Source organism: Corynebacterium sp. MSK204 (assembly GCF_030229885.1).
In the GTDB taxonomy this organism is placed as follows: domain Bacteria; phylum Actinomycetota; class Actinomycetes; order Mycobacteriales; family Mycobacteriaceae; genus Corynebacterium.
On sequence record NZ_JASPGQ010000009.1, the window covers coordinates 38313 to 63844 of the forward strand.

Here is a 25532-nt window from a genome sequence, read left to right on the forward strand (position 1 = left end):
CTTATTATGACACGTTCATTACCCGATCACAACAGCTAAGAAAAACTATCTACCTGCACGGCCCTGACCTGCACCGAATGGATGTTCACTGCCCACCGGGGACGGGCGTACGGTTAAGCGGCGCGGGCGATGGCATCAGCCTCTTTGCCACCTACCTCCCAGGCGGAAAGGTGAAAAAGCACCACCTCAGCAGGCTTGTCGCGGTAGTTCGCGCGGCACTCGTGGTAGGCCGTGGAATGGCGGTGGAAATACACCTCTGGAACGGCGAACCCGCGAGGATCAAAGCCGGTGTGTATGGCGGCCAGGCGGGCCGCAACCCGCGCCACCACGCCGCTGCGCGGGCCAAAGAATTCACCGGCCGCGATTTCGGCATGCACGACGCTCGGCAAAAGATCGCGGAATGCGGGGCCGCTGCCCTGCGCAATCAGGCGTGCCAGGCCCTGCAAGCGCGCGCTATCGCCGCTGGGGATCCCGTTGCCGCCGGCCGCAACGTCGATGCGCGCGAGCACTTGCAGCGGCGCGCGGGCAAAGGAGCGGACGGTGGAATCTACCACCTCAGGTGCTACCACGGAATACGCGCTGACCGCGCCGGCGAGCGGCCCGCTTTCCACATCACCCGGGCTAGGATGCGGGGGGATGGAATGCCCATCCAAGGCCACGCTGGCGCGCGCCCCGCGCATCAAGGACTCCGCGGAGATGACCTCATACCTGCGCAGCCCGGCGGGCCTGCGGTGGGCGCGCGCGATGGCAGCCGCGGCCTTTTCCGCACCTTCTTTCACCCCCGGGAGGCGAAATAGCGGGGATAACGCGTCATTTTCTGGCATATACATTAGGATAGCCCTAGACGCCCCGAGCCCCGAAGGCCCCCTATCGTTGGCGCGGCACCATAAAACCGCGCTGTATCTATTATCATTGGGGCCGTTACAAGGTTTAGATGAAAACGAGGAGAATTAATCGTGAGCAACGATGGATTATTTACTGACGGCACCGATCAATTCGCACCAAAGGTTAATTCGATTCCTTTGAGCGATGCTGATGCATCGTCCTCCGAAACCTCCATCGGCAAGTTGGTCTCCAATGCCACCGAGCAGATGTCCCAGCTCGTGCGCTCTGAAGTAGAGCTCGCCAAGACGGAGCTGGCGGAGTCCGCCAAGAAGGGCGGCATCGGCGCCGGCTTCTTCGGCGCAGCCGGCACCATCGCGCTGTACAGCTCCTTCTTCTTTTTCTTCTTCCTCGCTGAGCTCCTCGCCCTCTGGCTGGACCGCTGGGCTGCCTTCCTGATCGTCTTCCTCGTGATGATCGTCGCGGCCGGTGCCCTTGCCCTGCTCGGCGTCAAGAACGTCAAGAAGGTCAAGGCACCGCAAAAGACCATAGATTCCACCAAGGAACTCAAGAACCTGATTCCGGGCAAGGCGCAGAAGTCGCTGGACCGCAAGGACACTCACGGCCTGTACACCTAAACCGCACGCACCATTAGATCCGCCTCAGCCTTTCCTGGGGCGGATTTTCTGTACACATAGAAAGGCGCCTTGCCCTCCATGGCCTTAGCACCACTTCCCCCCTCCACGGTTGAGCTGGAAGGACCCTTTGCGCACGAGTTTGTCCACACCCGGGGCATCCGCCTGCACGTGGCCATAGCGGGCGATAGCGCCGATCCCCTCGTCGTTTTTATTCACGGCGCTTTTGGCGGCTGGTTCGATTTTCAGGAGGTCATCGGGCCCCTCGCCCAGTGCGGGTACCACGTTGCCGCGGTGGATATGCGCGGCTTTGGCATGTCCGATAAGCCGCCCATCGATCCCGGCCAGGATATCCGCACCTTGGTCGGGGATCTGGATGGCCTCATCCAGGCATTGGGCCACGATGATGCCTATATCGTCGGCGCCGATACCGGTGGCGCGGTGGCGTGGTGCCTGGCCGCCGAGCGCCCCAACCGCGTCCGCGGCCTAGTCTCCGTCTCGGCCGCGCACCCCGTGGATATCCGCCGCGCCATCGCCGCCCGCCCCTGGGACTTTGGGTGGATAATCCTGCGTTCCCTCCTCTGCCACCTGCCAAAGGTCACCCGCGCGAATACCTTGCTGCTCAGTCCCCGGGCCTACCGCAAGGAGCTCAGCCTGGATACGGGGCCCGCGCTTGCCGATGCCACCTTAGAGTCCATCCTTGCCCTGCGCCTGCGCGCCTCCCAGATTGGCAAGGTGCGCCGCGGCATCCTGTGGAATCATCGGATGCGCACCGCCGTGGTGCCCTTGAACTGGTCCGAATTAGCCGTAAAACGCCCCGTCCTTTTCATCCACGCCCAGCAGCGCTTGTGGAACCCCGTCATCCAGCGAGCCGCCCTCCGCGCCCGCGCCGGATTTAGTGCCACCTCGATTCCAGGTGCCAAGAACCTGCCCTTCCTCGAGGCCCCCGAACGGTTCGTCGACGAGCTGCGCCGGTGGCTGGGTGCGTAGGGCGGCGCATGGGGCGCGTAGGGCGGATAGCCCTACGCGGATCTAGTACGAAAGCTAGTGCGCCACGCACTCGCCCGTTTCTACCGGGCGCTTCAATTGGGTGACATCCCCAATGTGGCCGATGACCTCGTCTGCGGTCAGCGCGTATCCGGTCTCAGAATCATCCACTGAGGCACCGAAGATAACGCCCAAGACCTCACCCGCGGTATTGACCAAGGGGCCGCCAGAGTTGCCCTGTTGGATATTGCCGCGCACCGTATAGGAATCGCGCTCTACCCGGCCTTGGGAGTAGATATCTGGCCCGGCGATGGTGATGCGATCGCGCACGCGTGCCATTTCCGCATTAAAGGGGCCGGAGTGTGGGAAGCCCATGACCATGGCATCGTCGCCGGTCTGGGCCGGCTGCTGCGCCCACGGCAGGGGTTGGATGCCCAAATCCGGCGCGTGCAAGACGGCGATGTCGACCTCTGGGTTGTAGTAGACCACCGTGGCGTCTTTCAGCCCGAGCTTCGTATCCAACCTCACCGTTTGGGTGCCGGCCACTACGTGCGCATTGGTGACCACGTAGTCATTATCCACCACAAAACCGGAACCCATGAGGCGGCGGGAGCATTCTTCGGCATCGCCAAGCACATGAATGATGGACGGGCGGATGCTGCGCACCAGCTCCGGATCCTGCACGTCTGGGGCGGGGTCCTCAACGTCCTTGCCGCTGATGGAATTTTCCCACGGCGAGACCAAGGGCGGAAGCCCCGATTCATTGAGCAACGCCGCCACGCCATTGGGAAGGGAAGCCAGGCGCGTCGGTGCGGCCGCGTTGAGGTTGCTCAGGATGCGGGAATCGCGCAGCCCCTGCCCCGCGGATCCGCCCAAATTGGTGGCCACGGGAATGGAAATCATCCAGATGACAATGAGCGCGATGAAGGACTGAAAAACCGCGCCGAATAACGAATCTATCCGCTGGGTGCTGCGCGCCTTCATGCGATCGCGCACGCTGGTGCCCAGGGAGGAACCGATGATTTGCCCAATGCCCACCAGCAAAACCAGGATGCCAACGAGCAGGAGCAGGCGCAGCGAAGGCTCGTCTACCTTGCGCAATACGCTAGGCGCTACGGCGATGCCCACCACAAGGCCCGCGCCCACGCCGATGGCAGAGAGCACCGCGGCGAGCGCGCCATTGCGCCAACCACTGAGCAGTGCTGCTAATACGGCAAGCACGATCAAGCCGTCAACAATGAGCGCAGCAGTCATGGATTTGGTTCTTTCTTCATCGAAATCTCGTGCGTCCCCCGACGCCTTAAGCGCGCGGGCAATTAGGACATCTTCTCATTATTGCGGGACTTTTTGAGGGTGTCACGCAGGTCTATGACCGAATTGTTATCCCACGGTACGCTCCACCCAGAATGATCCAATAACGCTGCCAGCACCCCGGCAGTAAAGCCCCAAATCACGTAGTCATTGGCATAAAACGCCGGCCCTTGCCACTGCTTGAAGCCCACCAGCAGGCGGTTGCGGGGATCAATGAGCTCCTTAATCGGAACGAAAAACACATCGTCGGTCTCCGCCGGGCTTGCGGGATAGACCTCGCCCGGCTGCTTCCAGTGGGCCAAAATCGGGCTTACCGGATTTCCAGTGGCGCGAATGTGCAGCTGTTCCCACTGTTCTAAGGGCGTGACCGTGTGGCGCTGCAGGTCGGTTTCCTCCCATGCCTCCCGCAGCGCGGTGTCTACCAGCGAGGTATCGCCCGGATCCCGCCGACCGCCAGGAAAGGCAATCTGACCGGAATGCGAGCGCAGGGACGGCGAGCGGTGCGTAAGCAAAATTTCGCCATCCTCCACACTGTTCCCGCTCAGCAGCATCAGCACAGCGGCTTCTCGCTTGATCGGCACTTCTTCCTCCGAGCCATTGAGCTGCGATGCCTGCCGTTTACCAATGAGCTCTTGCACCTGACTCGTATCGACGCCCAGCGCGGGTTTTATCCACTCGGGTGCGTACTCGGGCCATAATTCACTCATCCGGCGAGCGCCTCCTCAACCGTTTTTTCGATCTCGCCCGCAGAGGTAAACGGCTGGGCTGCCTGCTTAACCACTTCCCCATCGCGGAGAATCACGGTCACGGGAACCACGCCCGGCAGGCCCAGCGTGCCCGCGAAGCTATTATCCGGATCCTGGAAGCTCGGCAGGTCTACCCCCACGTCATTGAGGAACGCGGCCCCGTTGGCGGCGTTTTTATCCGCGTGCACCCCAACGACCTTCCAGTCAGGGTGGGACTTTGCCACCTCGTCCAGGTGGGGCAATTCCGCGCGGCACGGCTCGCACCACCACGCCCACACATTGGCGATGGTAATGCCTTCATCCGCCTTGTCCCCTTCGCGTGCATCATCGCCGCCCAAGCATTCCAGATCCACTCCGGCGATGGGCCCTGCGGGGCAATCTGGGCGTTCGGCCACGTCCTGGTCACCCGCCGAGCCCGATTCCGATCCCGCGCCAGGGGCCTGCGCCGAATCGCCCGTGCTGTTGTCATCCCCACGCAGCTGCATGACCCCCACCACCACGAGGGCTGCGATGACAATGGCCGCAATGACGGTGCCGAAGACGTATTTTTTCATACCGCTAGCTTAATGCAGCCGGGCACAGATCCCGCACCACACAATTCCCACACTCCGGGTTCCGGGCATGGCAGATCCGCCGGCCGTGAAAAATGACGCGGTGGGAAAACATCGTCCACTGTTCCTCTGCAATGAGCTTGGCGATGTCCCTTTCTATCTTCACCGGCGTCTTCTCCCCCGTCAGCTCCAGGCGCTGCATCAGGCGGCTAAAGTGTGTATCCACGGTAAGGCCCGGTACCCCGAAGGCATCGCCCAGCACCACCAGCGCCGTCTTGCGGCCCACCCCAGGCAGGGAGGTCAGTTCCTTTACGGTCTGTGGCACCTCGCCATCGAACTCAGAAACTAGGCGCTCGCCGATACCCATGAGATGCCCCGCCTTCGCCCGCTGAAACCCCAGCGGCCGCAGGATCGCCTCCAGATCCTCCCGGCTGGCTGCCGCAAAATCGGCCGCGGTGGGATAGGCGCGAAACAGCTCAGGGGTTACCGAGTTCACGCGCGCATCCGTGCACTGCGCGGAAAGCACCGTGGCCACCAAAAGCTGGAGGGGAGAATCGAAATCGAGCTCGCACCGCGCATCGGGGTGTTCGCTTGCCAATCGCTCGTTAATGATGGGCGCTCTCTTACTCGGGGCCGCGGTGGCCGACAGTGATGAACTCATGCCGCCAAGCTTAGTAGGATAGGAATACATGATTTCACTTGTTATTTTTGTACCGCTTGGCATCGCCCTTTTCGCCCTCCTCATGGAAAAATTGGAAGCAGTTGTCTTCGCCGATTAGCCGGAAACCCGCTGGCTGTAACGCTAGGGGCGTAAGTGAACCCATTTCTGTCGTGTGACCATTATGGGGACAGTGCCCAAAAGTGACTAACTGCACTGTAAAATGGGGTACGCTAAAAATTGACCCCGCTTGTTCCGCATTAGCGTGCCTCCCTGGAGCCCGCAAAAGGATGTGGCCCAAGCACTTTAGTGACTTTTCGCAGTCGACATCCAAGGAGTAAAACGTGGAAGGCGTACAGGACACCCTCTCCCGCGCCGGAATCTTCCAAGGCGTTGATCCCGTAGCAGTGCAGAATCTTCTCGAGCAGATGGAGACAGTGCGCTTCCCGCGCGGTACCACCATCTTCGATGAAGGCGAGCCCGGTGACCGTTTGTATATCATCACCTCCGGCAAGATTAAGCTGGCCCGCCACGCCCCGGATGGACGCGAAAACCTCCTGACCGTGATGGGCCCCTCCGATATGTTCGGTGAGCTCTCCATCTTCGATCCGGGCCCTCGCACCTCGTCTGCCGTCTGCGTGACCGAGGTCCAAGCCGCCACCATGAACTCCGAGCTGCTGGATAAGTGGGTCAGCGATCACCCCGCCATCGCCCAGCAGCTGCTGCGCGTGCTGGCCCGCCGCCTGCGCCGCACCAACGCCAACTTGGCGGACCTCATCTTCACCGATGTGCCCGGCCGCGTTGCCAAGACCCTGCTGCAGCTGGCTAACCGCTTCGGCGTCCAGGAAGGCAGCGCGCTGCGCGTCAACCACGATCTCACCCAGGAAGAGATTGCCCAGTTGGTGGGCGCTTCCCGCGAGACCGTCAACAAGGCCCTAGCCACCTTCGCCCACCGCGGCTGGATTCGCCTCGAGGGCAAGTCCGTGCTCATCGTCGATACCGAGCACCTCGCCCGCCGAGCGCGCTAAAACCAAACAATTCCCTCCGTCCCCCGTGCATAAGCACTAGGGGTGGAGGGAATAAACGTTTTAAGCCGGCTGCCTGCCGCGCAGCGCGTTAGTTTTCGGTACCGGTACCATCGGTACCGGTACCGTCGAGGTACTTCAACGCGGTGCGCGTGGACTGCTCTGCGGCATGGCGCAGCACCGGATCCACATCGTCATACATTTCATTGACCAAGGTGGTCAGGTCCACGTCATCGCCCAGCCGGGAGCGAATTTCCCGGATCTGGTCGAGGCGGTAGTGGCGGCGGTCAATGTACTTGCGCGCCACCTGCGAGGTATCCTCCAAATCCGGCCCGTGGCCCGGGAAGAGCGGAACATCCTTGCCGCGAGATTCCAGCACATCCAGGGTATGCAGGTAATCGGCCAAATCGCCGTCCGTTTCTGAGAGCAAAACGGTGTGGCGCCCCGCGATGGTATCGCCGGTGATAATGCCTTCTAGCCGGGAATGTTCTACCTCACCGCTCCACACGAAAAAGGACGTGGAATCCGCGGTGTGGCCCGGCGTGTGCAGGACCTCCAGTTGCGGGGTGATGCCTTCCAAAGTCAGAATTTCACCATTCTGCAACGCCTCCGCGCCATTGCAATAGCTGGGATCGAAGGCGCGGATGGGCGCGCCGGTCATCTGCCGAAGCCGTTGCGCGCCCGAAGCGTGGTCATCGTGGCGGTGGGTAAGCAGAATTAAAGCCACCTCACCGGCATGGCGATGCACAACGTTGAGGTGGCCTTCATCTTCCGGCCCCGGGTCTACGACGATCGACCGAGAGTCTTCAGAGGCACTGATAATCCAGGTATTCGTGCCCTCGAGGGCGGTATAGCTGGGATTATCACAAAGAACTACGCCAACGGATTGGCTTACGGGACGCAATTGACTGTATGCGGGGTGCTCCATGCCTACCAGCCTAACCGATCACTCAGCGATCTCTACGATCAATTCGATCTCCACCGGGGCATTCTTTGGCAAGGCAGCTACGCCGACTGCAGAACGCGCATGCGTGCCAGCCTCGCCGAATACCTCCCCGATGAAATCCGATGCCCCGTTGACCACCGCGGGCTGTTCTTCGTAGCTGGGATCCGAAGCCACGAAGCCAACGATCTTGATCACGCGGGAAATATTGTCCAGCCCGATCTCCGCATCGACAGCCGCCAACGCGTTGAGCACGGCGGTGCGAGCCTGTTCCTGGGCCTGCTCCGTGGTGACTTCAGCACCAACCTTGCCGGTCACCGGCAGGGAGCCTTCCACTAAGGGAAGCTGGCCAGAGGTCCATACCTGGTTGCCCACGCGCAGCGCCGGCACATAGGAAGCCAGCGGCTTAGCGACGCCCGGCAGCTCCACCCCTAATTCTTTCAAGCGAGCGGAAAAGCTCATTTACTCTGCCACCTCGCGCTTGAAGTAGGCCACCACGTTCTCTGGGTTCGGGCCAGGGGTGATGGAGACCAATTCCCATCCATCTTCGCCCCAGGAGTCAAGAATCTGCTTGGTGGCGTGGGTCAGTACTGGTGCGGTTGCGTATTCCCATTTAGTCATGGGTTTTATTCTAGCGATTTAATACGACTTATGCCGCCCCTATTGCGCAGCGCTGCCGCCGCTGCGCGGGCAGTCACGCCTCTGACCGCCTTAAATGCCGACGAGTTCGCCACCCTTAGCCAGGTAATTGGCCCAGTCTGTGATGTGGGGGTTCTTGCGCAGGAGGGCGCGGCGCTGGCGCTCGGTCAACCCACCCCACACGCCAAATTCCACGCGGTTATCAAGGGCGTCTGCGCGGCATTCCGTTAATACGGGGCAGTGGCGGCAAATGACGGCGGCTTTGCGCTGTTCAGCGCCGCGCACGAATAATGCGTCTGGGTCCTCATTGCGGCACTTTGCCTGAGTGACCCACTCACCACGCTCGGGATTTCGGGCTGTATTGGACATTCCCGCAGTCTTCACTCGAACGGTCATGGGTGAGTGTGCTCCTTCCCAGACGGAATACTATGTACCGAGGCCTGAGTCTATTCACTAGAACGCAAGATTGTCTACGAGGTCACACTTTAGGGGGTGCAGGTCACCTTCCCCATTGCTAGGCATACCACGTAGGGTATTGGGCGTGACTGTCTTCAAATCTTTGTCCAAGATAGCCCTGTCCACGGTCTTGGTAGCCGCGCTCATCGCGCTCGCGCTTGCCCCCTTCGCGGGCATTTCCGGCGTAGCGATCGCCCGCACCAACCAGACCATGCAATCGGACCTGCAAGACCTAACAGCGGGCAATATCCCTGGTGTTACCACGGTGCAGGATGCCTCGGGCAAAGATATGGCCTATGTCTATAGCCAACGCCGCCACCCCGTAGACGGTGACGAGATTTCGGACGCGATGAAAAACGCCATCGTCTCCATTGAAGACGAGCGCTTTTACGAGCACGGCGGCGTTGATCTCCAAGGCAATTTCCGCGCCTTGTGGACCAACCTGACCTCCGGCGGGGTATCTCAGGGTGCGTCCACCATTGACCAGCAGTACGTCAAGAACTACCTCCTGCTCGTCTCCGCGCAAAACGATGAAGAACGGGCCGCGGCGACCGAGCAATCCGCCACCCGCAAGCTGCGCGAAATGCGCATGGCAACGCAGATGAATGAGGAACTAGACAAGTCGGAAATTCTCACAAATTACCTCAACCTAGTCTCCTTTGGTAACCATGCCTACGGCGTAGAGGCCGCCGCGCGAACCTACTTTGATAGCCACGCCGCGGACCTCACGGTGCCGCAGGCGGCGATGCTGGCCGGCATGGTGCAGTCCTCGGAGCGCCTCAACCCCTATACCAATGAGGAAGAGGTGCTTGACCGCCGCAACGTCGTGCTGCAATCCATGGTGGATAATGGCTATCTCGAGCAGGCGGATGCGGATGAGTATAAGGGGGAAGAATTGGGCGTCGGCAAGCGGCCCAATACCCTGGACAATGGCTGTATCGGCGCAGATGATCGCGGCTTTTTCTGTGACTTTGTGCTGCAGTACCTTGAGCAAAAGGGTCTAGACCAAGACCAGCTCGCCCACGGTGGATATACCGTAAAGACCACGCTGGACCCGCAGGTGCAGGATACGGCGCTATCTGCGGTGCAGTCGCGTACCAACCCGGATGCCCAGGGCGTCGCTGAGGTGATGGACGTTATCGAACCGGGCACGTCAGACCGCAAGGTCTTGGCCATGGTCTCGTCCCGTGCGTACGGGCTGGACCAGGACAATAATGAAACCCTGCTGCCGCAGACCAACTCCTTGGTGGGCAATGGCGCCGGCTCGGTTTTTAAGGCCTTTACCGCCGCGGCCGCCCTCGAGGCTGGCTACGGCATTAAGAATACGGTGGACGTGCCCACCCGCTATGAAGCCGAAGGCCTTGGCCATGGCGGCGCTGATAACTGCCCCGCCAACCGCTACTGCGTGGAAAACGCGGGCAATTATAAGGCCACGATGACGCTGCAAGAGGCCTTGGCCCACTCACCCAATACACCGTTTATCAAGCTCACCGAGCAAGTTGGCGTGGCACCCATCGTGGATATGGCGGTGCGCCTCGGCCTGCGCTCCTACGACGAAAAGGGCACCTTTGATAAGGACACCTCCATCGCGCAGCGCACGAAGGACGCCAATTCCGGTTCCTTTACCCTGGGCCCCAATCCGGTAAATCCGCTGGAACTATCCAATGTCGGCGCAACGATTGCCTCCAATGGCCGGTGGTGCGAGCCCAATCCCATTGACAAGGTCCTAGATAAGAACGGCAACGAGGTCTACCTCAAAGAGACCCCGTGCGAGCAGGCGGTAGACCAGGATGTCGCCCACGCCCTGGCCAATGCGCTATCTGAAGATGCCAAGCAGGGCACCGCTAAGGATGCCGCCCAGGCCGCTGGCTTTAGCTCCCCCATCGCCGCCAAGACCGGTACCACCGAGTCCAACCAGTCCTCGGCATTTTTGGGATTCAACGACGGGCTCGCCGCCGCTCCTTATATTTATAACGACGGCACCGATACCCAGCCTCTGTGTACCTCCCCCGTGCGCCAGTGCACCGGTGCTGGCAACCTCTTTGGTGGCTTAGAGCCCGCGCAGACATTTTTCACCATGGCATCGCAGCTACCGCAGGCTACTCAGAGCGGTCTGCCCAATTACAATAAGAAATACGATGACGGCACCACCGGGGATAAGTTGCTCGATAGCTTGCGCGGCAAAAACGAGTCACAGGCCCGCAGCACCCTTGAAGCCAAGGGCTATGTGGTAAAAACCTCCCGCGTCGTCGGCGGGGATGTCCCCTACGGCCGAGTGGTGCGCGCGATTACCGGGAAGGATGGCAAGAAGGACGGCGCCGAGATTACCCTGCAGCTTTCCGATGGCACCTCTGCCACCCAATCCCCCTCCAGCGGCGTGGGCAGTGCGAATACGACCGGCGCACAAAATAACACCGGCAGCGCGAACACTACCGGTGTGAGCAACTGGGGAGGAAATAACGGCGGCGGATTGAACCTCAGCCCAGAGGACTTTGGAATCCGCCAAGAAGATATCGATAACTTCCGCAACGATATCCGCAATCTCCTCGGCCGCTAAAGATTAGTTAAGCTGGCCCTTTACCTCTGCGGAAAGGCGCTTGCCGTCGGCCTGGCCGGCGGCCTTTGCGTTGGCCACCTTCATGACCGCACCCATCTGCTTCATGGTGGGTGCTTCGCCGTTTTCCTTTTCTACCTCAGCAATTGCTTCTTCTACCAAGGCCTTAAGCTCCGCATCATCGAGCTGGCGCGGCTGGTAGGCCTCGAAGAAGGGGACATCGGCAAGCTCAGCCTCTGCCAATTCCGGGCGGCCATTTTCTTCATAGACCTCTGCGGACTCGCGACGCTTTTTAATCTCGCGCGCGATGACCTTGAGGATGTCTTCATCCTCTAGCTCGTGGCGGGACCCAGTGGTTTCCTCGGCCTGGATTGCCGCCAGCAACGCGCGAATGGCGCTGGTGCGCTGCTTTTCCTTGGCCTTCATCGACGTTTTCAGATCTGCTCGAATAGTATCTTTTAGCTCGCTCATGCCTTTCAATATACGTCCATTTAAGGCAGGTAGTGTAGAAGCTGTGAAACTTCAACGGATTCTTGGCGGCGTCGCCGCCGGCCTAGGTGTTGCTGCTTGGGGCTTTAGCGAGCTCACGAAATTCGAACTCAAGGAATTTACCCTTCCGCTCCTGCCCAAAGGCACCCTGCGCGGCGAAGAAGAGTTCCGCCTGCTGCACATTTCTGACCTGCACATGATCCCGGGCCAGCAGACGAAGATCGATTGGGTCTCCGCCCTCGATGCGCTGGAGCCAGACCTCGTGGTCAATACCGGCGACAACCTCTCCGATAAGCAGGCCGTGCCCGATACCCTGCGCGCGCTCGGCCCGCTGCTCGTCCGGCCCGGCGTCTTCGTGTTCGGCACCAATGATTATTGGGCGCCGCGCCCGGTCAACCCCTTCAAATACCTGCTGGGCAAAAAGCGCGAGCCCTCCTACGTGGATCTTCCTTGGCGCGGCATGCGCGCGGCCTTTGTGGAGCACGGCTGGTACGACGGCAACCAGGCCCGTCACGAGTTCAAGGTGGGCAATGTTCGCCTCGCCGTGGCCGGTGTGGACGATCCGCACCACGACTTGGATGATTACTCCGAAATCGCCGGCCCGCCCCACGAGGACGCCGATCTCTCGCTCGCCCTACTCCACGCCCCCGAGCCGCGCGTGCTCGAAAAGTTCGCCGCCGATGGTTACCAGCTCTCCCTTTCCGGCCATACCCACGGTGGGCAAATTTGCCTTCCTGGTTCGCGCGCCATCGTGACCAATTGCGGCATCGACCGCCCGCGCGCACAGGGCCTGCACGATTTCGGCCCGATGAAGATGCACGTCTCCAATGGCTTGGGCACGTCCAAATTCGCCCCGGTGCGTTTATTCTGCCGCCCCTCAGCCACCCTGTTGAGGATCACTGAGGTGGACTAGACCTGCCGTTTTGTCGATCTCATTCACCATGCGTTAAAGTATCTCAGTACTGCTTTTAAGCAGTGACCGGGATATGGCGCAGGTTGGTAGCGCGCTTCGTTCGGGACGAAGAGGTCGCAGGTTCAAATCCTGTTATCCCGACAATAGCCCGCAGGAAACTGCGGGCTATTTCTATCCCTATAGGGCCCTTGGATTCCAGGCCCGCTTAGGCCAGCATCCCGGTAAAGAATGCGATGGCGACGAGGATAATGGAAAATATCCATGCGATGGGGAAGGCTATCTTGAGGTACTTGCCCATCTGACCATCCGCCAGTCCCAGCGCCAGCCACAGCGCTGGCGAAAATGGGGAGACGAAGGTTCCCACCACGTTGCCGATAATGAGGGCGCTCGCAGCGCCCATTCCGCTGACGCCGAAGGACTCCACCGTGCCTTGGACAATGGGCAGTACCGAGAAGTAATACGCATCCGTGGAGGTCAACAGGTCTAGCGGAACCCCAAAGAATCCCACGATGACGTGCAGATACGGTGCCACTCCTTCCGGCAGAATATTCACCAGGCTCAGCGCGATTTCTTCTAGCATCTTGGTCTCATTGAGCACGCCCAAAAACATCGCGGCCGCAATGATCACTCCGGCCATGGACAAAGCGTTGGGGGCGTGGCGCCGCAAGGCATCGCCCTGCTCCATCGCGCCGTCGAAGTTGACCACCAAGGCAATGGTGGTAGCAATAAGGAACGCGGGCGCCGGTGGCAGCAAGCCCGAAAGCAGGGCAGCAAGCACGGCCAAAGCAACGACGATATTCGCGATGGTCACCCACCGGGATTTCCTGTACCTGAACCCGAGTTTCTGCTGTTCCTCGGCCTGCTTGGCGGAAAAATCATCCGCCAAGGAATTCACGTCCACAGAGATAGAGCCCTTGATTTCGCCGCTTTCCTGCAGCTTGACCAAACGGCGCTTTTCGCGCCATCCCAACAGGGCGGCAATGGTGAAGATGAGGACCACTGCCACACCTTGGATGGGCAATAAGTGCAGCCAGATATCGTTGGGGTCTTGCTCAACCACCGCACCGGCACGCCCCAGTGGCCCGCCCCACGGGACCATATTCATCACCGAAGCGGCTAGGGCCACGATGGTAATCAGCACATAGCGGGACATGTGCAGCGCCCGGTACAGCGGCAGCAATGCGGGAATCGTAATAAGAAAGGTCGTGGAACCCGATCCATCGAGGTGCGCCACGATACCGATGGCGGCCGTGCCAATGGTCACGGCCATGACATTGCCGCGGGTCGCCTTAATGAGGCTGCGGATCACCGGAGTAAAAAGTCCCACATCTTGCAAAATGCCGAAGAAAATGATGGCGAAGATGAACATCACCACGACGTTTATGACAGAGCTTAAGCCTTCGCCGAAGAAATCCGCTATATCTTCTACGCCGAAACCGGCTATCACAGCGCCGATGACGGGCACCAAGGTCATGGGAATAATGGGATTAACGCGGCCCCGGATGAGGATGCCCACCGTCACAAAGATGATGGCCAGTCCCATCAGGGTCAGTCCCAGGGAGGTCTGCATTGCGCTCCTTTAAAAGTCACTGGCGCCCGCCTGGCGCACGCCATTAGCCAATAGACGTATAGCTAATGTTAAACACTGCTGTGTGGTAGCGCACATTCCTGCGGTGAGCCGCACATATCACCCTAGACCGCCGTGGATATATAGCTTTGGGTAAAACGGGAAACGACGCGGCGCCCCTACAGCACCGCGTCGTCCCTATTCCCTATCACTCACAACGGCGCAAGCCGTTCGCCTACCCCCCTAAGTAGGCGGCGTGAGCACTAGTAAGAATAACACTCCTCGCATTCCAACCATAGCGATGGCAAATATTGCCAGCTTTATACAAGCTTTTGGCTATTTAAGTATAAAATTTCAGACTTTAGCGCCTGTTTTTGAGTCCTTCCTGGCAGGCACGAACCATTTCACTGCACTCAGACCTACAAGAGTGATAGCGCCCAAGACGGCAATACCGGTCCACAGCACCACTGCCTCACCATCGTTGCCCGCCACGGTGACGGCGGCCGTTGTCCAGTTGAGCGGCAAAAGGTTAGCTACTACCTGCCATACCTTATCCACCCCGGCGATGGCCGCGGATTTCCACAGCCACCCCACCAACGCGGTCTGCCCAATGCCAAAGATTGCGGCGAGGATGGACCCCACGGTCATGCCACACAGTTCGAGCAGGCCCCGCACGATAAGCGCGGAGGACAGGGCACCCAAAAACAGCGCCCCGCCGGCGGCCACGGCGGCGATAGGGGTAAGGCCGATGGACAAGACGAAGAGCAGGATCTCCCCGATGGCCACCGCGGCCAGCGATCCGCCCAGGACCATCAGCCACGGGCGGAATCCCAATTTCCACGCCACTCCGGCCGCGGAGCCAGCCAGCAGGACGAGCGCGGAAATGAGCATGGCGATGACCGGGCTCAGCTGGCTCACATCCTCCTCCGGCCCCACGTGTGCGGGCGGCAACGAGCGCTGCACCTCGCCCAGGTTCGATTGGTTTTGTTCCGCCATGCCGGTGAGCTTGCCGGCGCCATCGTCAAGCTGGCCCACCCCATCGAGCGCCTCATCCACGCGGCTATTAAGCTCCGCGATGGACTGGTTGAGCTGCTGCGCGCCTGCCACGGCCTGGTTGATGCCATCGTGATAAGCATAGCCGCTTACCGCCAGCTGGTTGGAGAGATCGCGCGAGCCATCCTTCAGCTTCTTCAGCTCCCCGGTCAGGGATTCATCGAGGCGGAAGTTTTCTACCTGCTTGCGCAGATCCCCCAGCTGGGAGCGCACTTGCTTCGCTTCCTTGGAATCATTTCCCTCCAGGTCGCGCACCGTGCCATCGATGGCCTCCAGAATCTGGCCCTGGACCGCTCCCAGGCCCACGACCTGGTCGACGGCCCCACCGACGGTATTGGCCAGCTCTGTCGCCCCTCCGCCGAGGGTATTGGTCCCTGACTGCAGCTGGTTAAGCCCCGACACCAGCTCTTGCGAGCCGCCGGCGAGCTTGTCGACGCCCTCTCCTAGCTTCCCCGCGCCCTTATCCAACTCGCTGGTGCCCTTGTTTAAGCGATCCGCGCCGGATTTCAGGATGCTGGCCTGAGCTTGGGCGCGGCTGGCGGCCTCGGCGGCTTCCTTGAGCTCTGGCGATGCCGAATTCGCCTGCGGTGCGCCATAAGGCTGCGCGGCGTTCGACCACGCATGCGCCGGTTCCCACTGCGACCAGGCCGCCACTGCGGTACCAACGATAAGCGGTACGGCGAGCAATACGAGCAGTAAGAAGTTGCGCCACCGCGAGGAACTCGCAGACGCGGTGGGCGCGGTCGAGGCAAGGCGTTTGGTCATGCTAGTAAACTATCGCTGCAGGTCATTCCCTTTCCGCAGGCGCGCCGATCCCCACGCATAACAAAGAGAATCTACTATTAAGACATGCCTAATTCTCTAAAACTCTCTCACTCCCGCGCTTTGGCGTGCGCGGCCGCGTTTCCGCTGTGCATGGCATTGGTGTCCTGCGCCGATGACGCCGATAACTCTGTCGATTCCAGTGAGCCCCAGTTTTCTGACGCCGTGGCACAATCCAGCTCTAGCTCCAGCCCTACAAGTTCCACGGAGCAAACGGCGACTACGACCGACTCGCCCACAACCTCCCCGGCAGAGACTACTGCACAACCACCTGCACCGCAGGAGACAACAGTCACTACCACTACCACGCAAGCCAAAGGTGATTGCTCCCCAAGCGCCTTCTCTTCTCTAGAGCCCGATATGGGCAATATTTTGGTGTCGGATTGCGACGGGGAATGGGCTCATTTTGGCAAAGACAGTACAGATTGGACCGCCTGGGCGCGCTTTAACGATGGCGCATGGACAACTATTGAGCCCATCGGTGTAGCAAATAGTGGTTTGACCGCACCGTGCTATGACGTGGACAAATGGATCGATCAGGGCGCGCCTAGCTTTGTTGCAGACAATATGCGCCGCTGCGATTAATCTCGCCTAACGCACAAGCCGCCTTCGACCAATTACCCCACCGCACCCATCTCACAGCAGATCGCTGTGGGGTGAGGACGCGGGGATGGTCGAAGGCGGCCTTGTATTTATGCCCCTAAGAAGCAGTACAACCGCAGTGGCGTGCTACTTCTTTTCAGCGAAGACCTCGCGCACGCGCTGGCCCAAGTCCGGGTGAACGTTGGTCCAGTACTGGTACACGCGCTCTTCGGTTTCTTCGGACACGCCGGCCATCGCGTTGGTGATATTGGTAACCAAGCGCTCCTTGGCGGCGTCGTCGTAGACGTTTTCGTACAGGTCGCGCGCTTGGACGAAGTCATCGTCTTCCGCGTGGCGCACGTACGGCGCGCGGACCAAGTCCTGGCCGTGGGGGTCCGGGTTCACGTAGAGGTCCGCCGCGGTGGTGGTCTCTAGATCCTCGCGGTTGTTCACTGCGGCATCGTCAAGCACGCCCGTACCCTTCACATGGCGGTTGGGCGAGTACACCGGATCCTCTGGAGCATTGTAGAAATACTGCATGGGGCCCTCGTGCTCGTAGGTATTGACCTTCTCCGCATTGCGCGGCTGGTTGACCGGCAAGTGCTTGTAGTTCGGCCCGATGCGGTAGCGCTGCTGATCCGCGTAGGCAAAGACGCGGGCCTGGAGCATCTTGTCCGGGGACAGGCCAACGCCCGGCACGATATTGGAGGGATCCAGCGCAACCTGCTCGATCTGGGCAAAGAAGTTGCGCGGGTTGCGGTTGAGCTCAAAGTAGCCCACATCGTGCAGCGGGTAGTCCTTCTTCGACCAAACCTTGGTCAGATCGAAGGGGTTGAAGCGGTAATCTTCAGCCTCCGCAAGCGGCATGATCTGTACCTTGACATCCCAGATGGGGTAGTTGCCCTCTTCGATGGCGTTATAAAGATCCTCGCGGTGGCTATCCGGGTTCTGGCCAGCTTCCACGGTTGCCTCTTCATCGGTGAAGTTCTCTACGCCCTGGCGGGAGATGAAGTGGTACTTCACCCAGAATGCCTCGCCGTCTTCGTTGACCCACTGGAAGGTGTGGGAACCGTAGCCATTTTGGTGGCGGGTGGTCTTCGGGGTGCCGCGGTCACCCATCAGGTAGGTCACCTGGTGGGCGGATTCCGGGTTGCGGGTCCAGAAATCCCACTGCATATCGGCATCGCGCAGGCCATTGGAGCCCAGGCGCTTTTGAGAGTGGATGAAGTCCGGGAACTTCATGCCATCGCGCAGGAAGAATACCGGGGTGTTATTGCCCACGATGTCGAAGTTGCCGTCTTCGGTGTAGAAGCGGAGGGCAAAGCCGTGCACGTCGCGCCAGGTATCCGGGGAGCCCTGCTCGCCGGCGACGGTGGAAAAACGGCCCATCATCGGGGTGACGGTGCCCTTCTGGAAAACCTTTGCCTTGGTGTAGGCGGACACGTCTTCGGTGATGTGCAGCTCACCGTAAGCACCGTGACCCTTGGCGTGCGGGGTACGCTCGGGCACGCGCTCACGGTTGAAGTGGGCGAGCTTTTCAATGAGATGAATATCGTTGAGCGCGACCGGACCCTGGGGACCGGCGGTCACGGACGTGTTCTCGGAAGGCACGGGCTGGCCGGACGGGCGGGTAGTATTGCCCTTACCTGCGGGACGTTGTCCCTTGTTCAGGATGTCATCAGCGGTGGAATCAGTCATGGTAAGTCTTTGCCTCCTGGCAATCAGTTGATAATTTGGGGTCAATTATCAATCACGGACAACCCATAGCTTACTACGTATAACGGCACTGCGCTACCTTTTCCGCACATTTGCCGCTTGCCGATGCCCCAGTCACCGCAACCTTGGATAAGAAATGCAGGAGCTACTGGTAGATTCATTCAGGTGACACACCACTCCGCAGCAGACGACGCCCGCGTCACCGAGCTCGCCCTCCGGGCTGGGCGCGGCGACCGAGCAGCGCTTACGGAGTTCATCAAGGCCACCCAGGATGATGTCTGGCGCCTCCTCGCCCACCTGGGCGGCCCCGAAATCGCCGACGATCTCACCCAAGAGACCTACCTGCGCGTCATCGGCGCCTTGCCGCGCTTTGCCGCCCGCTCTTCCGCACGCACGTGGTTGCTCTCGCTGGCCCGGCGCGTCTGGGTGGATAATATCCGCCACGACATGGCCCGACCCCGCAAATCCGCCACGCAATACGAGGACGCCATGGGCTCCGCCGCGGAAAACTCCGGTTCCTGGAGCGATTGGATCGATGCCCGTGCGCTTATCGATGCCCTGCCCGCCGACCGCCGCGAAGCCCTTATCCTCACCCAGGTGCTGGGCTATACCTATGAGGAAGCGGCCAAGATCGCCGGGGTGCGCGTTGGCACCATCCGCTCCCGCGTGGCGCGCGCCCGCAAGGACCTCATCGAGGGCGCAAATTAATACCCCCGAATGTTCGAGCGCTTGGACACATACTTTCGCCGCAATACTTATCAAAGTGCAGGTACTTAGGGCAGCGCAGCGGGCGCATGCGGCCTGAGGTCGGGGTAGAAAAATACTAAAGTGACACGATTTCAGCTGTGAAGTCACGGGTGAAATGTGATTCTATTAGATACACACACGTGATAAATCGACCGTCGATCCGGGCCCGCGCGTTCCCAAAGTCGGGCCCGGCGAGTGTGAGTAAGAGAGTTTCTCCCCTCATGATTAAACGCGCAATCGGAATCTCCATGGCGTTTATTGGCATCGTTGTGGGCGCAGGCTTTGCTTCGGGCCAAGAAGCCATGCAGTACTTCGTAGCTTTCGGTGAATGGGGCCTGTGGGGCATCGCCCTCGCCGCCGCCCTCATGATGGTCACCGGCGTGTCCATCCTGCAGCTGGGCTCCTATTTCCAAGCGGTGGAACACACCGCTGTTTATAACAAGATCGCTTCGCCAATCACCGCCAAGATCTTGGACTGGTCCACGCTTATTACGCTGTTTTCCATCGGTTTCGTCATGTTCGCCGGTGGTGGCTCCAATATCAACCAGCAATTCCCCAGCATCCCCGTGTGGGTCGGCGGCACCGTCATGCTGATCCTCGTGCTGCTGGTGGGCCTTATGGATGTGGACCGCGTTACCCGCGTCATCGGTACCATCACCCCATTCATCATCTTCTTCGTGGTGCTGGCCACCGGCTATACCATCCTCACGGCCGATGTTGACTTTGCGTCCCTGAATACCTGGGCCATCGATAACGTCAATACCTCGCTGCCTAACTGGTGGCTTTCCGCCCTGAACTACACCGGCCTGAACGTTATGACGGCCGTGTCCATGTCCATCGTCATCGGCGGTAACTTCCTGGATAACCGCGCCGTGGGCATCGGCGGCCTCATCGGTGGTTTCCTCTACCTCATCCTGCTGGCCCTGCTCGTCTTCGCCCTCTTCTTCGAGGCCAAGGACGTCAACGGCGAGGACATGCCGGTGCTGAAGCTGATTACCGGCATCCACCCGGTTCTCGGTATCTTGATGACCTTCGTCATCTACGGCATGGTCTTTAACACGGCCATCGGTATGTTCTACGCCCTGGGCAAGCGCCTGACCCGCAATAACCCGAAGCGCTTCTACCCCGTCTATGCCGCATCCTGCATCATCGGCTTCATCCTGTCCTTCATCGGCTTCCAGTCCCTAGTCAGCAACGTCTACCCCATCCTGGGTTACCTTGGCCTGCTGATGATTGTCGTGATGGTTTATAACCGCATTAAGAACCGCGGCATGCTTGCCGATGAATCCGATCGCCGCATGCGCGCCCACGATCTCGTCGCCCGCAAGCTGGACCCGCGCGAGCGCTTTACCAAGAAGAACGAGCGCGAGCTGCGCATGCTAGCCGCAGCCTCCAATATGCACACGCAAGAATTCATCGATCACCTCGCCGAGGATATCCACGAGGAACTCGAAGAGGACGATGAACTCGACTACGACCGTTCGGAGCCCGCGCCTTCTGTCACCTACGTCCAGCACACGAAGCCGGAAGTACCTTCCGTCGATAGCGACCTGGACTTTGGCAAGAAAGACGAAGACTAAGGCTTAAGCCTTAGTGAAGCCAAACGCAATTCGGCTCCTCACTTCCTACTACAGGAAGGAGGAGCCGAATTTTTATGCGCCGGCGCGGTGGTGCCTTGCGGCTATACCAACAGTTCTGCGATCTGAATGGTATTGAGCGCAGCGCCCTTGCGCAGGTTATCGCCGGAGACGACGAGCACAAGGCCCTTATTGTCATCTACCGTCTGATCCTGGCGGATGCGCCCAACCAAGGAATCGTCCTTGCCGGCGGCGGCGAGGGGGGTGGGGACAGCGGCAAGCGTCACGCCTGGGGCATCGCTCAGAAGCTCGGTGGCCTGCTCCGGGGTGATGGGCTTGTCGAACTCCGCGTGGATGGTCAGGGTGTGGCCGGTGAAGACGGGGATGCGCACGCAGGTGCCGGCAACCTTGAGGTCCGGTAGGCCGAGAATCTTGCGGGATTCGTTGCGCAGCTTCTGCTCTTCGTTGGTCTCGTTGCTGCCGTCATCGACGAGGTTGCCGGCAAAGGGCAGCGCGTTATAGGCGATGGGCGCGACGAAGGGCCCCAGGTCCTCATCATCGAGCGCAGAACCATCGTGGACCAGATCCACGTTGTGATCGCCCAGGCTGTAGACCTGCGCGGCCAGTGTCTGCACGCCGGCCAGGCCGGAGCCGGATACCGCCTGGTAGGACGATACGTGCAGCTTGTTAAGCCCAGCGGCATCGTGCAGCACCTTCAGCACCGGCATGGCGGCCATGGTGGTGCAGTTCGGGTTGGCGATGATGCCCTTCGGCGGGTTCTTCGCCTCCTCGGGGTTTACCTCCGATACCACGAGCGGAACCTCCGGGTCCTTGCGGTAGGCCGAAGAATTATCCACCACGGTAGCGCCCGCGGCGGCGAAGACCGGGGCCCACTTCTCAGAGGTGGAACCGCCTGCGGAAAATACCGCGATATCGACATCGGCCACGGATTCTTCGGTGACCTCGGCCAAGTCCTCTACTTCGATCTGCTCGCCGCGGAATTCCAGCTCGGTGCCGGCGGAGCGGGCGGAGGCGAAAAAGCGCACCTTATCCGCCGGGAAATTGCGTTCTTCCAAAATGGAGCGCATCACGCGGCCGACCTGGCCGGTGGCGCCGACGACTGCAACGGTAGTCATTGTCTTCCTCTTTATTTGTTCTGGTTTAGCGTCCGGTTCCAGCATAGACGGTGGCTTCTTCCTCGCCGCCGAGCTGGAACTTATCGTGCAGGGCGCGCGCCGCCTTCTCTAGGTCCGCCTCGCGCGTCAGCATGGAGATGCGGATTTCGGAGGTGGAGATAAGCTCCATATTCACTCCCACATCGCGCAGGGCCTCGGTGAAGTCCGCCGTCACGCCTGGGTGAGACTTCATGCCGGCGCCGACGAGGGAGACCTTGCCCACCTGGTCATCGTAAAGCACATTGGACCAGCCACCCTCAGACTGCAGCTTGCTCAATAGCTCCATCGCGCGGGGACCATCGGCACGCGGGCAGGTGAAGGTGATGTCGGTGGTGCCATCCTCCAAGGAGGAGACGTTTTGCAGCACCATATCGATATTGATCTCTGCATCGGCGATGACGCGGAAAAGCTTCGCGGCCTCGCCCGGGCGATCTGGGATGCCCAGCACGGTTACCTTCGCCTCGGATTTATCAGTTGCTACACCAGTAAGTACTGCTTCTTCCACGGGGATATCCTCCATCGAGCCGGTCACCAACGTGCCGGGGTCATTTGAATAAGACGAGCGAACTCGCAACGGAACATTGAAAGCGCGGGCGTATTCCACGCTGCGCAGGACCAGAATCTTGGATCCTACGGCGGCCATTTCCAGCATCTCTTCAAAAGAGAGCTTTTCTAGCTTTTGCGCATCCGGAACGATGCGCGGATCGGCGGTATAGACGCCATCGACATCGGAGTAAATCTCACACACATCCGCCTTCAGCGCCGCCGCCAAGGCGACCGCGGTGGTATCGGACCCGCCGCGACCCAGGGTGGTCACATCGCGCGAGTCCTTATTCACGCCCTGGAAGCCGGCGACGATGCAGATCTGCCCATCCTCTAGGGCCTCGGTCAGGCGGCCGGGGGTGACGTCAACGATGCGCGCATTGCCGTGGCGCTCGGTCGTCAGCACGCCCGCCTGGGAGCCGGTAAAAGACTGGGCCTTCGCGCCCAGGGATTCCACCGCCATGGCCACTAGCGCATTAGAGATGCGCTCGCCCGCGGTAAGGAGCATATCCATTTCGCGCTGCGGGGGAACGGGATTGACTTGCGCTGCAAGGTCAAGAAGCTCATCGGTGGTATCCCCCATTGCGGAACACACCACGACGACATCATTGCCCTGCTTTTTAGTGGCCACAATCCGCTCCGCTACCGCGCGGATGCGATCTGCGGATTCGAGGGAGGAGCCGCCGTATTTTTGAACGATCAGGGCCACGGTGTGGTTGCCACCTTTCGTTTTAAAAGGCACTCCTGGGCGCAGGCGCGCCACAGAAATACCTGTCGGACACTAGTCAAATTCCTATGCTACCCCGCAAGGCGCTACACCTCATCATAATTCCGAAACAATACTTTTATTTTATTCACACCCACCCCCGTGCACGCGCGAGGCGGCGGGGCGGGGGCGGCATCGCCAAGCAAAATGCATCTCCGGGACTTTTTTACTAGCGTTGAGCGGGTGTTAAGCAACTTCCTGGCCGCATTCTTCGCGCTCGCCTCCGCGCTTACGGTTGCTTGGGGCACGGTGGTTCGCCACCGCATCGCCCTTGAAGCAGACGATTCAGTCATGCGCTCCGCTATGACCAATCCACTGTGGTGGGTCGGCACCGGCGCGGCCATCCTTGCCTATGGCCTCCAGGTCGTTGCCCTGGGCTTTGGTACTTTGCTGGTGGTCCAGCCCATTTTGGTGCTCTCGCTCATGTTTACCCTGCCGCTTTCGGCCTGGTATGCCAAGCGCCCCATGCCCGTGCACGAGACCTTCTGGTCCATTGCGCTCACGATTGCGGTCGGCGTGATGGTGGTCTACGGCCGCCCCGTTGCCGGTAACCCCCGGCCCGAGTGGAGCCAGTGGTGGCCCGCCCTGCTATTGGGCCTGGCCACCTTGGTCGCGTTGGGCGTTGCCGGCCATAAATTCCGCGAGCAGCGCCCGCTCGCCCTGGGCACCGCCTGCGGCGTCATCTACGGCTTCGTCGCCCTGCTATCCAAGGCCGTGGTCGATATCTTCACCCACGAGGGCCTGAGCGTCCTGGTGGGCAGCTGGCAGTTCTACGGCCTCATCGGCCTCGCCCTGACCGGCACCGTGGTGCAGCAGTACTCCTTCAACGCCGGCCCGCTGGCGCAGTCGCTGCCGGCCATGACCATCTTCGAGCCCATCGTCGCCTTCGGCTTGGGCTACATGGTCTTGGGCGAGAAATTCCTCATCGATTCCACCGCTGGCTGGCTGGTCATGATAGCCGCGCTCGGCGTCATGATTGCCGCGACCATCATTTTGTCCCGCAATCCTGTCAGCCAGCGCAGCTAGATGGCCCACTCGAATACGGCCAGCATATAGGCCGAAAACCAGGCCCCGAAGAGCACCCAGGCGCCCACGCTTGCCGATGCCCCCTTCTTGCCCACCCACGGCAGCAAGACCACCGCTGCGGGCAGTAAGAGGCGGGGGCGGGAGTGCATAATGCCATCGGAAAGCAGCACATTTGCCATCAGCACCGCGGCAAACAGCCAGGCAGGAAGCGGCAGGCGCCCCCAAGCCAGCAGCAGGCAGATGGGGGCGGCGATGATCACCGCGGCGCTGAGCAGATACCCGCCGTTCGTGGCGCTAGACAGCGTCTCCGCCACCCAGGTCACCGTCGCCCGGCCGCCGTCGAAACCGGAATTCCAGTGCTTTTCCTGCAGGCCAAAGTACCCACCGGCGCCGGATAAATGGCGATTCGCCCACCAGATATAGCCGGCTAAGGGCAGCGCCGATACCGCCACGCTCAGCCAAGCCCACCAAGTGCGCCGCGCCTTGAAGAGCACCATGAGCGCGAAGACCACGATGAGATCCACCGCGGTCAGGCGGACGAAGGAGGCAAGGAAAATGAGCACCCCAGCCGCGATCCAGCGCTTATCATGCAACATCACCACGGCCCAGATCGCGAGCGCGCCGAAGAGCGCCTCCGTATAGGGCATGACAAAAACGATGCTCATAGGCGCGCTGGTGACCACCGTCGCGCCGAGCACCTGGCCGCGCGTGCCCAGCCCCATCTGCCTAGCCAGCGCCATAACGCCCGCCGCCAAGGCGATGGTGAAAAAGAGGTTGAGGACCATTGCCGTGCCCGCAATATCCGCGCCCAGCAGGTTACTGACCGCCCGCACCGCCAGTGGGAAGCCGGGAAAGAACGCGAGGGCGGTTTCCCCGCCATAGCCCGCGCGGGCGATGTCGACATAGTAGTGGGCGTCCCATTTATTCAGCAGCCCCCAGAGGGAATCGCCCTGCGCCGCGGCCAGCGCCGCGAGCACGCTGAGGCGAATCGCCGTTCCCGCAACCGCCACCAGTGCAGCATAAAACCAGCAGCGCAGCGCGGGCGCGGCTGCGGGGCGGCGGGTGGTAGGAACAGTAGGCACATCAGCATGGTACGCCACGCGCCCGGGTGTCCCGCTGAATGAAATATGTTGCCACACCGTGAGATCCTCTGTAGTGTGACCGGTATGACATTGCGGAACGACCTACTCCTTATCTGCCGCGGCGGGATTTCGGCCTGAACCTACGGC

Annotated in this window: 25 protein-coding genes and 1 tRNA gene; 10 read left to right on the forward strand and 16 right to left on the reverse strand. The window is 60.6% G+C overall.

Translation table 11 applies throughout. The annotated features are described in order from the left end of the window. Positions 1-113 precede the first annotated feature (113 nt). On the reverse strand, positions 114-830 hold the full coding sequence (locus QP908_RS07075; protein ID WP_284771975.1) for an oxidoreductase: 717 nt from the start codon (positions 828-830) through the stop codon (positions 114-116). Positions 831-956: 126 nt separating this feature from the next. Here QP908_RS07075 and QP908_RS07080 point away from each other — a divergent pair, with 126 nt between their 5' ends. Next, the gene (locus QP908_RS07080) at positions 957-1460 is read left to right on the forward strand and encodes a phage holin family protein (RefSeq protein ID WP_502868894.1); all 504 of its coding nucleotides are present in this window, start codon (positions 957-959) and stop codon (positions 1458-1460) included. Between the two features lie 78 nt (positions 1461-1538). Then, on the forward strand, positions 1539-2447 hold the full coding sequence (locus tag QP908_RS07085) for an alpha/beta fold hydrolase (RefSeq protein ID WP_284771976.1): 909 nt from the start codon (positions 1539-1541) through the stop codon (positions 2445-2447). 54 nt (positions 2448-2501) lie between these two features. Here QP908_RS07085 and QP908_RS07090 read toward each other — a convergent pair whose 3' ends face one another. The 4 genes from QP908_RS07090 to nth form a co-directional block, all read right to left on the reverse strand. Then, on the reverse strand, positions 2502-3698 hold the full coding sequence (locus QP908_RS07090) for a MarP family serine protease (RefSeq protein WP_284771977.1): 1197 nt from the start codon (positions 3696-3698) through the stop codon (positions 2502-2504). 62 nt (positions 3699-3760) lie between these two features. Further along, entirely contained in the window at positions 3761-4462 is a 702-nt protein-coding gene (locus tag QP908_RS07095; RefSeq protein ID WP_284771978.1) for an NUDIX hydrolase, read from the reverse strand. Continuing rightward, positions 4459-5055 (reverse strand): TlpA family protein disulfide reductase, encoded by a 597-nt coding sequence (locus QP908_RS07100; RefSeq protein WP_284771979.1) that lies wholly within the window; start codon positions 5053-5055, stop codon positions 4459-4461. The genes QP908_RS07095 and QP908_RS07100 overlap by 4 nt, the downstream gene beginning before the upstream one ends. A gap of 4 nt (positions 5056-5059) precedes the next feature. After that, positions 5060-5713: an endonuclease III gene (nth, locus tag QP908_RS07105; protein ID WP_239268938.1), complete on the reverse strand. Its 654-nt coding sequence runs from the start codon at positions 5711-5713 to the stop codon at positions 5060-5062. Between the two features lie 341 nt (positions 5714-6054). On the opposite strand from nth, the gene glxR reads away from it, so the two are divergent. Beyond that, positions 6055-6738, forward strand: a complete 684-nt coding sequence (gene glxR, locus QP908_RS07110) for a CRP-like cAMP-activated global transcriptional regulator GlxR (RefSeq protein WP_005276495.1) — start codon at positions 6055-6057, stop codon at positions 6736-6738. Positions 6739-6826: 88 nt separating this feature from the next. Here the strand turns inward: glxR and QP908_RS07115 are convergent, their stop codons facing one another. The 4 genes from QP908_RS07115 to QP908_RS07130 form a co-directional block, all read right to left on the reverse strand. Next, on the reverse strand, positions 6827-7663 hold the full coding sequence (locus QP908_RS07115; protein WP_284771980.1) for an MBL fold metallo-hydrolase: 837 nt from the start codon (positions 7661-7663) through the stop codon (positions 6827-6829). Between the two features lie 18 nt (positions 7664-7681). Further along, positions 7682-8140: a RidA family protein gene (locus QP908_RS07120; protein WP_284771981.1), complete on the reverse strand. Its 459-nt coding sequence runs from the start codon at positions 8138-8140 to the stop codon at positions 7682-7684. Further along, entirely contained in the window at positions 8141-8299 is a 159-nt protein-coding gene (gene sp36 / locus QP908_RS07125; protein ID WP_126318073.1) for a Sp36 family protein, read from the reverse strand. 90 nt (positions 8300-8389) lie between these two features. Then, a complete protein-coding gene (locus QP908_RS07130) occupies positions 8390-8713 on the reverse strand; it encodes a WhiB family transcriptional regulator (RefSeq protein ID WP_005276491.1) in 324 nt (107 codons plus the stop codon). A 145-nt stretch (positions 8714-8858) separates the two neighbouring features. Here QP908_RS07130 and QP908_RS07135 point away from each other — a divergent pair, with 145 nt between their 5' ends. After that, positions 8859-11330 carry a transglycosylase domain-containing protein gene (locus QP908_RS07135; RefSeq protein WP_284771982.1) on the forward strand — a complete coding sequence of 824 codons (2472 nt, stop codon included), beginning with the start codon at positions 8859-8861 and terminating at the stop codon, positions 11328-11330. 3 nt (positions 11331-11333) lie between these two features. Here QP908_RS07135 and QP908_RS07140 read toward each other — a convergent pair whose 3' ends face one another. Continuing rightward, positions 11334-11798 (reverse strand): GatB/YqeY domain-containing protein, encoded by a 465-nt coding sequence (locus QP908_RS07140; protein WP_023025025.1) that lies wholly within the window; start codon positions 11796-11798, stop codon positions 11334-11336. A gap of 43 nt (positions 11799-11841) precedes the next feature. On the opposite strand from QP908_RS07140, the gene QP908_RS07145 reads away from it, so the two are divergent. Continuing rightward, positions 11842-12729, forward strand: coding sequence for a metallophosphoesterase (locus QP908_RS07145; protein WP_284771983.1), 888 nt, complete (start codon positions 11842-11844; stop codon positions 12727-12729). 67 nt (positions 12730-12796) lie between these two features. Then, positions 12797-12870, forward strand: a tRNA-Pro gene (locus tag QP908_RS07150). Between the two features lie 64 nt (positions 12871-12934). On the opposite strand, the gene QP908_RS07155 is transcribed toward QP908_RS07150, so the two are convergent. Both QP908_RS07155 and QP908_RS07160 read right to left on the reverse strand, forming a co-directional pair. Further along, the gene (locus QP908_RS07155) at positions 12935-14299 is read right to left on the reverse strand and encodes a CitMHS family transporter (RefSeq protein ID WP_023025023.1); all 1365 of its coding nucleotides are present in this window, start codon (positions 14297-14299) and stop codon (positions 12935-12937) included. A 351-nt stretch (positions 14300-14650) separates the two neighbouring features. Further along, positions 14651-16114 (reverse strand): YhgE/Pip domain-containing protein, encoded by a 1464-nt coding sequence (locus QP908_RS07160; RefSeq protein WP_284771984.1) that lies wholly within the window; start codon positions 16112-16114, stop codon positions 14651-14653. An 84-nt stretch (positions 16115-16198) separates the two neighbouring features. Here QP908_RS07160 and QP908_RS07165 point away from each other — a divergent pair, with 84 nt between their 5' ends. Then, positions 16199-16756 carry a hypothetical protein gene (locus tag QP908_RS07165; protein ID WP_284771985.1) on the forward strand — a complete coding sequence of 186 codons (558 nt, stop codon included), beginning with the start codon at positions 16199-16201 and terminating at the stop codon, positions 16754-16756. Positions 16757-16900: 144 nt separating this feature from the next. Here the strand turns inward: QP908_RS07165 and QP908_RS07170 are convergent, their stop codons facing one another. Further along, positions 16901-18451: a catalase gene (locus QP908_RS07170; protein ID WP_284771986.1), complete on the reverse strand. Its 1551-nt coding sequence runs from the start codon at positions 18449-18451 to the stop codon at positions 16901-16903. 183 nt (positions 18452-18634) lie between these two features. Here QP908_RS07170 and QP908_RS07175 point away from each other — a divergent pair, with 183 nt between their 5' ends. Together QP908_RS07175 and QP908_RS07180 are read left to right on the forward strand one after the other, a co-directional pair. Then, positions 18635-19177 (forward strand): RNA polymerase sigma factor, encoded by a 543-nt coding sequence (locus QP908_RS07175; RefSeq protein WP_023025019.1) that lies wholly within the window; start codon positions 18635-18637, stop codon positions 19175-19177. A 260-nt stretch (positions 19178-19437) separates the two neighbouring features. After that, a complete protein-coding gene (locus tag QP908_RS07180; RefSeq protein WP_284771987.1) occupies positions 19438-20796 on the forward strand; it encodes a YkvI family membrane protein in 1359 nt (452 codons plus the stop codon). A 101-nt stretch (positions 20797-20897) separates the two neighbouring features. Here the strand turns inward: QP908_RS07180 and QP908_RS07185 are convergent, their stop codons facing one another. Next, on the reverse strand, positions 20898-21929 hold the full coding sequence (locus tag QP908_RS07185) for an aspartate-semialdehyde dehydrogenase (RefSeq protein ID WP_284771988.1): 1032 nt from the start codon (positions 21927-21929) through the stop codon (positions 20898-20900). A gap of 25 nt (positions 21930-21954) precedes the next feature. Continuing rightward, positions 21955-23220 (reverse strand): aspartate kinase, encoded by a 1266-nt coding sequence (locus QP908_RS07190; RefSeq protein WP_023016575.1) that lies wholly within the window; start codon positions 23218-23220, stop codon positions 21955-21957. Between the two features lie 240 nt (positions 23221-23460). On the opposite strand from QP908_RS07190, the gene QP908_RS07195 reads away from it, so the two are divergent. Continuing rightward, positions 23461-24303 (forward strand): DMT family transporter, encoded by an 843-nt coding sequence (locus QP908_RS07195; RefSeq protein WP_284771989.1) that lies wholly within the window; start codon positions 23461-23463, stop codon positions 24301-24303. Here QP908_RS07195 and QP908_RS07200 read toward each other — a convergent pair. After that, positions 24300-25385 (reverse strand): mannosyltransferase family protein, encoded by a 1086-nt coding sequence (locus tag QP908_RS07200; protein ID WP_284771990.1) that lies wholly within the window; start codon positions 25383-25385, stop codon positions 24300-24302. The genes QP908_RS07195 and QP908_RS07200 overlap by 4 nt on opposite strands. Positions 25386-25532: the final 147 nt, after the last annotated feature.

Excerpts from the sequence above, each read along its gene's own strand:
- QP908_RS07185 (WP_284771988.1), bottom strand. The coding sequence starts at position 21,929 with ATGACTACCGTTGCAGTCGTCGGCGCCACCGGCCAGGTCGGCCGCGTG.
- QP908_RS07155 (WP_023025023.1), bottom strand. The coding sequence starts at position 14,299 with ATGCAGACCTCCCTGGGACTGACCCTGATGGGACTGGCCATCATCTTT.
- sp36 (WP_126318073.1), bottom strand. The coding sequence starts at position 8,299 with ATGACTAAATGGGAATACGCAACCGCACCAGTACTGACCCACGCCACC.
- QP908_RS07160 (WP_284771984.1), bottom strand. The coding sequence starts at position 16,114 with ATGACCAAACGCCTTGCCTCGACCGCGCCCACCGCGTCTGCGAGTTCC.
- QP908_RS07075 (WP_284771975.1), bottom strand. The coding sequence starts at position 830 with ATGTATATGCCAGAAAATGACGCGTTATCCCCGCTATTTCGCCTCCCG.
- QP908_RS07170 (WP_284771986.1), bottom strand. The coding sequence starts at position 18,451 with ATGACTGATTCCACCGCTGATGACATCCTGAACAAGGGACAACGTCCC.
- QP908_RS07090 (WP_284771977.1), bottom strand. The coding sequence starts at position 3,698 with ATGACTGCTGCGCTCATTGTTGACGGCTTGATCGTGCTTGCCGTATTA.
- QP908_RS07180 (WP_284771987.1), top strand. The coding sequence starts at position 19,438 with ATGATTAAACGCGCAATCGGAATCTCCATGGCGTTTATTGGCATCGTT.
- QP908_RS07115 (WP_284771980.1), bottom strand. The coding sequence starts at position 7,663 with ATGGAGCACCCCGCATACAGTCAATTGCGTCCCGTAAGCCAATCCGTT.
- QP908_RS07130 (WP_005276491.1), bottom strand. The coding sequence starts at position 8,713 with ATGACCGTTCGAGTGAAGACTGCGGGAATGTCCAATACAGCCCGAAAT.
- QP908_RS07095 (WP_284771978.1), bottom strand. The coding sequence starts at position 4,462 with ATGAGTGAATTATGGCCCGAGTACGCACCCGAGTGGATAAAACCCGCG.
- QP908_RS07100 (WP_284771979.1), bottom strand. The coding sequence starts at position 5,055 with ATGAAAAAATACGTCTTCGGCACCGTCATTGCGGCCATTGTCATCGCA.
- nth (WP_239268938.1), bottom strand. The coding sequence starts at position 5,713 with ATGAGTTCATCACTGTCGGCCACCGCGGCCCCGAGTAAGAGAGCGCCC.
- QP908_RS07140 (WP_023025025.1), bottom strand. The coding sequence starts at position 11,798 with ATGAGCGAGCTAAAAGATACTATTCGAGCAGATCTGAAAACGTCGATG.
- QP908_RS07085 (WP_284771976.1), top strand. The coding sequence starts at position 1,539 with ATGGCCTTAGCACCACTTCCCCCCTCCACGGTTGAGCTGGAAGGACCC.
- QP908_RS07165 (WP_284771985.1), top strand. The coding sequence starts at position 16,199 with ATGCCTAATTCTCTAAAACTCTCTCACTCCCGCGCTTTGGCGTGCGCG.
- QP908_RS07120 (WP_284771981.1), bottom strand. The coding sequence starts at position 8,140 with ATGAGCTTTTCCGCTCGCTTGAAAGAATTAGGGGTGGAGCTGCCGGGC.